Here is a 9,762-nt window from a genome sequence, read left to right on the forward strand (position 1 = left end):
TGTAACGTGTCTTTGCGTCGTCCAGGTCAGCCATTCGGCACTCGTTGCGAGTTAAAAAACCTCAACTCATTCCGTTTCATTGAGCAAGCGATCAATGTTGAAATTGAACGCCAAATGGAAATTTTGGAATACGGCGGCACAATTGATCAGGAAACCCGTTTGTTCGATCCGAACAAGATGGAAACCCGTTCAATGCGCTCGAAAGAAGAAGCCAACGACTATCGCTACTTCCCTGATCCAGACTTGTTACCAGTGATCATTTCAAATGAACAAATCGAAGCTGCTCGTGTGGCGCTTCCAGAATTGCCTGCTGCACGCCGTGCCCGTTTTATGGCTGACTTTGGCGTAACGGAATATGATGCACATGTACTTACACTTTCTCGTGAAATGGCAGACTTCTACGAGGCTGTTGTAGCTGCTGCTGGCGGTGAGAAGCAAGGTAAAGTTTCAGCAAACTGGGTGATGGGTGAATTCTCAGGCGCTTTAAACAAAGCGGGCCTAGAATTGGCGGACTCTCCAGTTTCTGCTGAGCAGTTGGGTGGCATGATCGCGCGTATTGTGGATAACACCATTAACGGTAAAATTGCCAAGCAGGTGTTTGGATTTATGTGGGAAGCAGAGGGTAAATCTGCGGATGACATTATTGCTGAAAAAGGCTTGAAGCAAGAAACCGATACAGGTGCGATTGAGGCGATTATCAAAGACGTGCTTGCAGCCAATGAAAAAATGGTTGAAGAATACAAGTCTGGTAAGGAAAAAGCCTTTAATGGTCTCGTTGGTCAAGTCATGAAAGCTGCAAAAGGTAAAGCTAATCCAGCTCAAGTAAATGAATTAATGAAGAAATTGATTGGTTAACTTATTAGCCAATTTATTGATTTCATGTTATAAAACCTCGTATTGATACGGGGTTTTATTTTTTAAATAAGGTTTTATCGTCATGCCAATTTTCGATATAAATAATAATTTACAATTACGCACTGTGCAAAAAACCAACTTCCCTTTAGAAAAAGATTTGCAAACTTTAATTGAAAACAACCTAATCACTGTTTTTAACTGCCGTTTTATCGCAAGTGAATTTTCAACGGGTGCAATTCATGCTGGTCGAATTGATACTCTAGCTCTATCTGAAGATAATAATCCTGTCATTATTGAATATAAAAAAGTAGAGTCCTCAGAACTCATAACACAAAGCCTATTTTATCTTCATTGGATTCAAGATCATAAAGGTGATTTTGAAATAGCAGCTCAAAAAGTACTAGGAAACAATATAGAAATTGACTGGTCAGATATTCGGGTCATTTGTATTGCACCAAATTATAAAAAATACGATCTACATGCAGTACAAGTTATGGGAGCAAATATTGAATTATGGCGTTATCAACTTTTTTCAAACCAAAGTTTGTATCTTGAGGAAGTTTTTCATAACACAACATCAAATACGCCAGTAACTCTCAATCAAACAGCGAAAAACCCTGTCATGGTTGCAGCGGGAAAAAAGGCTGCTATTACACGAAATATCGGACAATACACCACAGAGAGCCATCTACAAAATAAATCTAAAGAAGTTATTGAGCTCATGGAAGCATTACAAGATATGATTATGGGTTTTGATGACTCGATTGAGGAAATTCCTAAAAAATACTATATAGCCTATAAAAGCACACAAAATATTTTAACTGTGGAAGTTCGCTTACGAAATTTAAAAATTTATTTAAAATTAAAACCTGAGGATATTCCTGTAAATACTCCAAATTATCGTGATGTTTCCAATATAGGGCATCATGGTATTGGCGATGTCGAGTTTACGATAACCAACCTCAATGAACTGATAGATACCAAACCATTTATAGAGTTAGCCTATAATAGGATTGGCGGTTAATTGTACTCAATCAATGAAAATTCTCGGTAAAAAAATTTACAATTCAGCAAATTTATAATCCTGAATATTGTGAGTAGTTATTGTCATACAGCTAAAAATTAAAGCAGCGAAATGCTGAGTTATTTTTAGCAATTTATTTTAGTTAATGAATAAAAATGAAATAATCACTGCCCCCTTAACACACCCGAAAATCTTATTTTAAGTTGAGATTGGCGTATATATTCAAAATGCTATTTTACAACTGCTTCAATTTGGTCCAGTTCCCATACCCCACCTGCAGCAAGCCCTTTACACATGCCTGTCCACATATCTTTAGTATGTACGAATTTCTGCCCATCCCAAACCCATTCATCACTTGACCAGCAGTCTCCAATTCCCCGTCCTTTTTGTGAGCTACTGATTATCCCATCCCCAACATCGGAGGCATGTTCAGTCACAAAAATTGCTTTTCCTGTTAAAGACTCATCCAGCACCCAAACTCCATACCCCTCATTATATGCTCCACGCCAACATAGGGTCGTTGCCAATACTTTTTTATTGCTTAATTTGTAGAGTTCAATCGACTGAGGTTTTACGCCATCACTGCTATAAACTCCCTCACAAAAACCATCTTGTTTGGGTGTAGGTTGTGCTGCCATCAATGATTTATACACGGACTGATACTGCTTGCTGTTGGGCTGCAAAGTTAGATAAGGTTTGCTGGCTGTTTTAACCTGTTTCACCACCAATTTCGGTTGAGCCGCTAAAACTTTTGCTTCGCTCATTTTCCCTTTTTTGACCAAGGCGCCTGTCGTTCCAACACGTTTCTGAAAATCATCCATTTTCAATAATGTTGCAGTCATACCCGCATCCGAAATATTCCATTGCAGACGGTTATTTTTAAATACAATGTCTGCTTTTCCACTGGCCTGCTGCAACAATCCATTCACCTGTGCTGCGGTCAATCTACCCATAAGTGGAAATTCAGTGCCATCCACCAAAACAGCCCCTAAATCCTTGCCATTGACATAAAAATGAATATTTTTAAGCTGATTTTTAGGAATTTGAGGTTCGGTAAACCCATCACCCAAAGCAAACTCGCCTGTGACTTGCTGAGCTTTGCCCGCCTGACGTGTCAATAAGATTGATGCTGGATAATCATCACTAGATTCATTGTGATAGCCCGCAGCTCGACAGGTTCCTGTATTGCTACAGTAAATTTCCCAATCTTGATGTGAAAATGAAATACCTTTGATTTCTTGTGCGAAGCTAGTAGAACTTAGTGCCATAAAGCAGCAAACTGAAAGTATATTCTTCACTGGTATCATTCTGTATTACTCATATTTATTATCAAACTTGAAAACAGTTTAAAGGACTGATCTACACTTGTCATATGTCATTTTATTGCAGAAGATATTAGCTTAAAGCAAACTGAGTTTGGTCAAATTTAAAAATGAAAAGAACAATTTTATTTCCCACGATTTTAATGAGTATGTTCTCCTCAGCCATTCATGCTGAGATTACAGTATTTAAAGCAAATTTCCCTCAGTTTTCAAATAGTGCAAAAGAACGAAAAGCAGAAAATCAAATTTACCCTCTCGGTGAAGCTTCTTTTGCAAATGATGTTCGAGTGCCTTTTTACGGGGTAACCGCACTCAACCCTGTGGAAGATGGTTTATTAAAAGACTTTAAATCATGTTCCGCAAAAAGCTGTCATTTCGATTTTAAATTAGATGCTAAACAAGCTGAACAACTCAAGTTATGGGCTATTCCTGAAATAGGAATTGTACTTGTACCTAGAGATTGGCAAGACATACAATCAAGTGCAGGAGCGAATGGTACTGGATCTGCCTTAATCATGAGTCCAAATCAGAAACAAGCAATTCAGCTTTATGATTCATCATTTTGTGTAGGTTGCGGCATGCCAAATGCGACGCTTTATTTTCCACATCTTTTAAAACAAAGTGTGGAATATGAATACGGTGGTTATCAAGATCCGCTTAAATTACTGAAGATCGTACACCCTTCAAAACAAATCGCTTTCTTTAGTTATCAAATTCCTAAGCTGAATAACAGAACACATGGCGTAGCCAAATATCAAGATGAAGACACGTTTAACTTTAGAGAAATCAAAGTCACCGTTGATCAATCCCAACAGCATTTAGTTGGAACTATTCTAAATTTTTACAATGCGACTCATTAATCAAATCATGGACACAAAAAAACCTGCTAGTTGCAGGTTTTTTTAATCACACTTATTTTTTTAAAATTGACTCGAAAGCTTTTAAACGTTTATAAATTGAGAGTAATTCAATAATCGTTTTCCAAGAACTGATGAGATATTGAAATGATTCACGAACTTTATCAAAGATGTTACTAATTTGGTTGATCAAGCCTAAAGTCATTTTACCTGCGGCAATTGCAGGAAATAGCACCACCAGACTATATAAAACATCCAGTTGCTTATACCAGATAGCGACAAGGTTAAAATAAGCATAGTGAAAATAAAGTCTAAAATAATTTACACGTACTCGAGCAAATAACTCTTTTAATGTGAGTGGATCAGCACGATTCTCATGGTCTTCACCATAAACCAACTCTTTACGGTAGGCTGCCTCAACCTTTTGATTATTAAATTGTAGGCCTGGTAATTTCTGACCGACAATCATTAACACCACAGTTCCAAAGACCGCCCAGACAATTGCAGCCCATACCAGTGAATGTTCAATCTCACCCACGATTGGAAGCACTGGCACTTTCTCTGAGATTTTAAATAATAACGGCAGGAACGCGATCAGCACCATCACTGACTTAATCAGTTCAACCCCCAAGTCTTCCATAATGGTGGCAAAGCGCATGGTATCTTCCTGAATACGTTGCGAAGCCCCTTCAACATGACGAAGCCGATCCCAGTTTGCAGTGTAGTATTCATTCATGGCGGTACGCCAGCGGAATACATAATGGCTGGTAAAGAATGCATTGATTACGGCGAATGTGACGGCAACCATTGCAATATAAAGAAAAGTCAAAGTTCCATTATATAGGTCATTAATATTACCGCCGCCATCGCTTAGCATCTTTTGAATCATGTCCCAGAATGGTCCATACCAAGCATTGATTGCAACACTGACCTGCACCCCAAACCAGATATTAAACAGGATAAATGCTGACCCCCAGATTGACCACTTCTGCCATTTATTATCAGAAAGGAATCCCCAAAAACCTGCAAATAAGGCGGTTGAAAGGAGAAACCAGAGATAGAACCAAATAAATGCAGGCGACCAGAAACGGCTCACCCCAATTTGCAACTCTGCTTCAGCATAGCCCTTTGGGAATCCCAAATATTCACCCCATCCATGCCCGCCTGTGTACCAGAGCAGCATATTCAGGGCCAACCATACCACTACTGAAATAAAAAATAGACGTGGGTTAGGAAAAAATGATTTAAACATCGTGCTTAACAATCCTTGTTGTATTGCAATTGACGCAAGTACGTCATGCTATAACCTTAAACTTAACTTTGTCTGATAGAAACTTTGGTAAGTTGTAGTTATTTACATGCTTTCCCAAAATTTTCATAGCATTTTGATGAGTATTTACAATTTGTTTAGGACATCGAAACGATTTTAATGCTGTTACGACTCTCTGTGGCCATATAAACCTTAAGGATGTGCTGGAAAGGTCTTTAAGGCAAAATCTTGCTGATCAGGTTGTACAAGGTTTTTCTTACTTTGAATGGCAAGTTCAATTTCAGAAAGCTTTGACTGAGCCGCATCAATCCCTGCCTGCATAGTCATTTCACGCCCCTTAACATCAAAAATATGGGCCTTTTCACGCAGCTCAGGTTGAATCACCACATCGGCATCTTTCAGTTCTTCTTCAGCCAGACGGCCCTGCATAATATTAATGTTCTGGTTAAACAGTCCCCAGACATTGCTGGTTTCAGTATGAATCGGCTGGGCCAGAATATCCACCGCAATCACCACATCCGCTCCCAGTTCACGTGCAACCTGAACAGGCACAGGACTGACCAGCCCACCATCTACATATTCAACATCATGAATTTTGGTGGGTACAAACATGCTGGGGATTGAGGCCGAGGCACGAACCGCCTGTCCAGTATTGCCATAATTAAAGACAGTTTTAGAACCTGATTTTAACTCAGTTGCAACCACATGCATTGGAATTTTAAGTTTTTGTAATGGCATGTTATGAACTTGTTTATTGATATAGTCTTCAACTTTTTTACCATCAAAAAAACCTTTCAGACTTACACTGACATCACGCACATCATTGGCTTTTAGTTTAAGTGCAATATCTCTTAATTCTGCTGCGCTTTTTCCACTGGCATAGATTGAGCCAACGATACTCCCTGCACTAGTGCCTACAATAAAGTCTGGACGAATCCCCTGTTGTTCCAGCACTTGTATCACCCCAATATAGGCATAGCCACGTGCACCACCACTCCCCAAAACCAAAGCGATTACGGGACGTTTTTGCTGTTGTTTGATATAGCTAAAAGGCTGGCTCAGCACCCGTGCCTGGGCATCTTCAATTGCTGGACGTAAATGTGGAGTTGTTTGACAACCTGTTAAAATGATTACTGATAGTCCGAGTATGCATGATTTAAGCCGTTTCATATGCAGTTGTTGCCATATTTACTGTGTTTCCAACTTAAATTTTAGCTCTTCCCAGCCTGAAATGCTGTATCAGTTTTTTTGCTGTTGTGACTGCCAATTCATAAAAAAGCCCCTCGAAAGGAGCTTTTATCAAGATCACCAGATATCTGAACCAACTTTTTTCTTTAGTTTAGGATATTGATCAATCTTGAACTCTGGTTCCTTAATACCTTTCTTTAACTGAGATGTGTAGTCTTTCAATAAAATCAATGCTATCGGAGTCAGCAATAGAATTGCGATCAGGTTAATAGTTGCCATCAATCCCATCGATAAGTCTGCCATAGACCAAACCAATGGAACGCTAGTGATTGCACCGAAGTACACCATAACCAATACTAAAATACGGAAAACAAGCATGATTTTAGGATTGTTATTGATAAACTGCACATTACTTTCAGCGTAGGCATAGTTACCAATAATCGACGTAAAGGCAAACAGGAACAGAATAATCGCCAGGAAACCACCGCCCCAGCCACCAATTTGGCTCTCCAATGCTTTTTGGGTCAATGTCACGCCCTCAAAGCCAGCTTCGTGATACAGGCCAGACACCATAATGATGATCGCGGTACATGAACACACCACGAAAGTATCGACAAATACACCTAGCATCTGGACCAGACCCTGATTCACAGGGTGTTTCACATCAGAGGCCGCAGCGGCATTTGGCGCTGACCCCATACCTGCTTCGTTGGAAAACAAGCCACGTTTGATCCCCATCATCATTGCCATAGAAATCATCGCACCGAAGAAACCACCTGCCGCAGCCTCAAACTGAAATGCCTTGCTAAAGATCAATTTAAAGATCTCAGGCAACATCGGCAAGTTGGCTATCGCAATGTACAAAGCGACCATGATATAAAGCAATGCCATGAAAGGAACGATACTTTCAGCAACTTTAGCGATACGCTTGATCCCACCAAAGATAATCAATGCCGTCATAATGACCAATGCAATCCCAACCCATGACACTTCGAGATCAAGACCACCAAGCCCCAATACAAAATTGGCTTTATCCCATCCCCAGGCATGTGAGGTCGCACCAATAATCGCATTTGCCTGAACGGCATTAAATACAAAGCCATAAGCCAGAATAAGTGACAGTGCAAAAACGATACCTAACCATTTTTGTTTTAAGCCTTTGGTAATGTAGTACGCAGGGCCACCACGGAACTGCTTGTTTTGATGATCTTTCACTTTAAATAACTGGGCGAGCGATGACTCGACAAATGCAGAACTCATACCAAGAAAGGCAGTGACCCACATCCAGAACACAGCACCAGGACCACCAATTGCGATTGCAATCGCAACACCAGCAACATTACCAACGCCCACACGGCTTGCAAGCCCAGTGACAAAAGCCTGAAATGGTGTAATGCCATGTTCATCCTGCGTTTCTTTACGACTGCCTTTCATCACACGGATACTATGCAGGAACAAGCGAAGCTGTACCGCACCCGTAACAAATGTGTAAAACACCCCAACCGCAACCAGTAATACGACCAGGAAATTCCAAAGCGGATCATTCAAGAACTGTACCCACGACATCAGCGTGGCATTTAATTGTTCATTCATCACTTATTCACTTAAAAATTTTATGTGCGTCAATCACATATTCAAAAAAATGGATGAATCAAAAAAGCCCCGTATGGGCTTTTGATCTAACTTAGATAAAGAATTTCAAAATGAGTTGAATGACAGTTGCATTAATCAAGTCAACAAAGAACGCGCCACAAAGCGGCACAATCAGGAATGCTTTATGTGATGGTCCATACATGTTGGTAATTGCTTGCATGTTAGCAACAGCTGTTGGCGTTGCTCCCATACCAAAACCACAGTGACCCGCTGCCAACACGGCTGCATCGTAGTTTTTACCCATGACACGGAACGTCACAAACGCAGCATAAAGCGCCATTGTCAATGTTTGCGCGCCAAGAATCACAACAAGTGGACCAGCCAAATCAGCCAGTTGCCATAATTTCAATGAAAGCAAAGCCATTGCCAAATACAGTGATAATGATGCATTACCAAATACATCAATTGCACGGTCAAAAATATCAACCTTTAATATGCTTTCCAGAATGTTGCGCAAAACCACACCACCGCCCAATGCCCAGACGAAAGTTGGCAGCTCAAACCATGTGCCTTTACTATAACCTGTCATGAATTCAGCAAATGCCAAACAGGCAGCAAACAGACCAAGTGTGGTAATGGCATTATCCGCAGTGATTAAACGAACTTGATGCGGATTTTCGAATGGTGCAAGTTCATCAGGGTGCTGGTCGAGATGAGTATCACGATCCTTGATCTCGGAAGAGGTTTGGGCATGGGCAAGGCTGTAACGGTTAATCAGCAGCTTGGCCAATGGACCGCCGATAATCCCACCAATAATCAGGCCGAAAGTTGCACTTGCCATACCCAATGCCAAAGCGCCCTGAATACCATGCTGAGTTTCAAGGATTTCACCCCATGCACCTGCGGTTCCGTGACCACCTGTTAGTGTGATTGAACCTGCGATCAAACCGATCAGAGGATCAATACCTAATAAAGATGCAAGGCTCATCCCGACAACATCTTGTACGATGATGAATGATGCGATACAGATCAAGAATAAAACTAAGCCGATCCCGCCCTCTTTTAGCATCATGAAATTGGCACTAAGACCAATTGAAGCGAAGAAAACTAGCATGAAACTCGTTTGTAATTGACTGCTGAAAACAATACTGTAGCCCCACATCGAGTGCACGAGTAATGAAACTAGCGCTGCAACCAAACCGCCAGCAACAGGCTCAGGGATGTTGTAACGCCTTAAGAAGTCAATTTTGTTGACCAGTAAACGTCCCAATAACAGAACGATCACTGCCGAAATTAGCGTGTAGAAACCATTAAAAGTAAATTCCATATTTTATTCCATTTATTCTATTTGTTATGTAGATGAACAAGCGCTGTAACGATGGGGCGAAAGTGCTGTATCTGTTGTTGCCTACGGGCAGCATAGGCATTGTTCATCATGGAAGTTGCAACGGTGATTGCCAAGTCCTGAATAAATGGCTTACGGATGAGAGGTAAACTCATGAGAAGCTCCTGTATCTGGTGTATATTTCAACATTTTCCACAGGCACAAAATTGGATAAATTCGATATGCCTGAGCTAGAAAATCCCCCTCACCGTTTCAGCAAGGAAAGCCTAATCAATTTTAAAAAAGGGCGTATTATGCATAAATTTAGA

9 protein-coding genes are annotated in these 9,762 nt (G+C 40.6%); 3 read left to right on the top strand and 6 right to left on the bottom strand.

What is annotated here, in order from left to right; genetic code table 11:
- Both gatB and B4H32_RS03160 read left to right on the top strand, forming a co-directional pair.
- On the top strand, positions 1-855 hold an 855-nt coding region (gatB, locus tag B4H32_RS03155; RefSeq protein WP_414630945.1), incomplete at its 5' end, for an Asp-tRNA(Asn)/Glu-tRNA(Gln) amidotransferase subunit GatB.
- Between the two features lie 82 nt (positions 856-937).
- Entirely contained in the window at positions 938-1,879 is a 942-nt protein-coding gene (locus B4H32_RS03160; RefSeq protein WP_004681623.1) for a DUF5655 domain-containing protein, read from the top strand.
- A 230-nt stretch (positions 1,880-2,109) separates the two neighbouring features.
- On the opposite strand, the gene B4H32_RS03165 is transcribed toward B4H32_RS03160, so the two are convergent.
- Positions 2,110-3,186 carry a DUF1176 domain-containing protein gene (locus tag B4H32_RS03165; RefSeq protein ID WP_004681624.1) on the bottom strand — a complete coding sequence of 359 codons (1,077 nt, stop codon included), beginning with the start codon at positions 3,184-3,186 and terminating at the stop codon, positions 2,110-2,112.
- A gap of 125 nt (positions 3,187-3,311) precedes the next feature.
- Here B4H32_RS03165 and B4H32_RS03170 point away from each other — a divergent pair, with 125 nt between their 5' ends.
- The gene (locus tag B4H32_RS03170; protein WP_212749283.1) at positions 3,312-4,061 is read left to right on the top strand and encodes a DUF4850 domain-containing protein; all 750 of its coding nucleotides are present in this window, start codon (positions 3,312-3,314) and stop codon (positions 4,059-4,061) included.
- A gap of 52 nt (positions 4,062-4,113) precedes the next feature.
- Here the strand turns inward: B4H32_RS03170 and sbmA are convergent, their stop codons facing one another.
- The 5 genes from sbmA to B4H32_RS03195 all read right to left on the bottom strand — a co-directional run bounded on the left by sbmA (position 4,114) and on the right by B4H32_RS03195 (position 9,609).
- On the bottom strand, positions 4,114-5,310 hold the full coding sequence (sbmA, locus tag B4H32_RS03175; RefSeq protein WP_286799899.1) for a peptide antibiotic transporter SbmA: 1,197 nt from the start codon (positions 5,308-5,310) through the stop codon (positions 4,114-4,116).
- A 210-nt stretch (positions 5,311-5,520) separates the two neighbouring features.
- The gene (locus tag B4H32_RS03180; protein WP_286799911.1) at positions 5,521-6,498 is read right to left on the bottom strand and encodes a patatin-like phospholipase family protein; all 978 of its coding nucleotides are present in this window, start codon (positions 6,496-6,498) and stop codon (positions 5,521-5,523) included.
- A 135-nt stretch (positions 6,499-6,633) separates the two neighbouring features.
- Positions 6,634-8,109, bottom strand: a complete 1,476-nt coding sequence (locus tag B4H32_RS03185) for an alanine/glycine:cation symporter family protein (RefSeq protein WP_286799914.1) — start codon at positions 8,107-8,109, stop codon at positions 6,634-6,636.
- Positions 8,110-8,200: 91 nt separating this feature from the next.
- The gene (gltS, locus tag B4H32_RS03190; protein WP_286799924.1) at positions 8,201-9,436 is read right to left on the bottom strand and encodes a sodium/glutamate symporter; all 1,236 of its coding nucleotides are present in this window, start codon (positions 9,434-9,436) and stop codon (positions 8,201-8,203) included.
- A 17-nt stretch (positions 9,437-9,453) separates the two neighbouring features.
- The gene (locus B4H32_RS03195) at positions 9,454-9,609 is read right to left on the bottom strand and encodes a hypothetical protein (protein WP_004678231.1); all 156 of its coding nucleotides are present in this window, start codon (positions 9,607-9,609) and stop codon (positions 9,454-9,456) included.
- Positions 9,610-9,762: the final 153 nt, after the last annotated feature.

The organism is Acinetobacter sp. UBA2063 (assembly GCF_002333245.1).
GTDB classification, from domain to species: Bacteria; Pseudomonadota; Gammaproteobacteria; order Pseudomonadales; family Moraxellaceae; genus Acinetobacter; species Acinetobacter parvus.

Coding starts and splice junctions, on each gene's coding strand:
- B4H32_RS03180 (WP_286799911.1), bottom strand. CDS start 6,498: ATGAAACGGCTTAAATCATGCATACTCGGACTATCAGTAATCATTTTA.
- sbmA (WP_286799899.1), bottom strand. CDS start 5,310: ATGTTTAAATCATTTTTTCCTAACCCACGTCTATTTTTTATTTCAGTA.
- B4H32_RS03195 (WP_004678231.1), bottom strand. CDS start 9,609: ATGAGTTTACCTCTCATCCGTAAGCCATTTATTCAGGACTTGGCAATC.
- B4H32_RS03185 (WP_286799914.1), bottom strand. CDS start 8,109: ATGAATGAACAATTAAATGCCACGCTGATGTCGTGGGTACAGTTCTTG.
- B4H32_RS03165 (WP_004681624.1), bottom strand. CDS start 3,186: ATGATACCAGTGAAGAATATACTTTCAGTTTGCTGCTTTATGGCACTA.
- B4H32_RS03160 (WP_004681623.1), top strand. CDS start 938: ATGCCAATTTTCGATATAAATAATAATTTACAATTACGCACTGTGCAA.
- gltS (WP_286799924.1), bottom strand. CDS start 9,436: ATGGAATTTACTTTTAATGGTTTCTACACGCTAATTTCGGCAGTGATC.
- B4H32_RS03170 (WP_212749283.1), top strand. CDS start 3,312: ATGAAAAGAACAATTTTATTTCCCACGATTTTAATGAGTATGTTCTCC.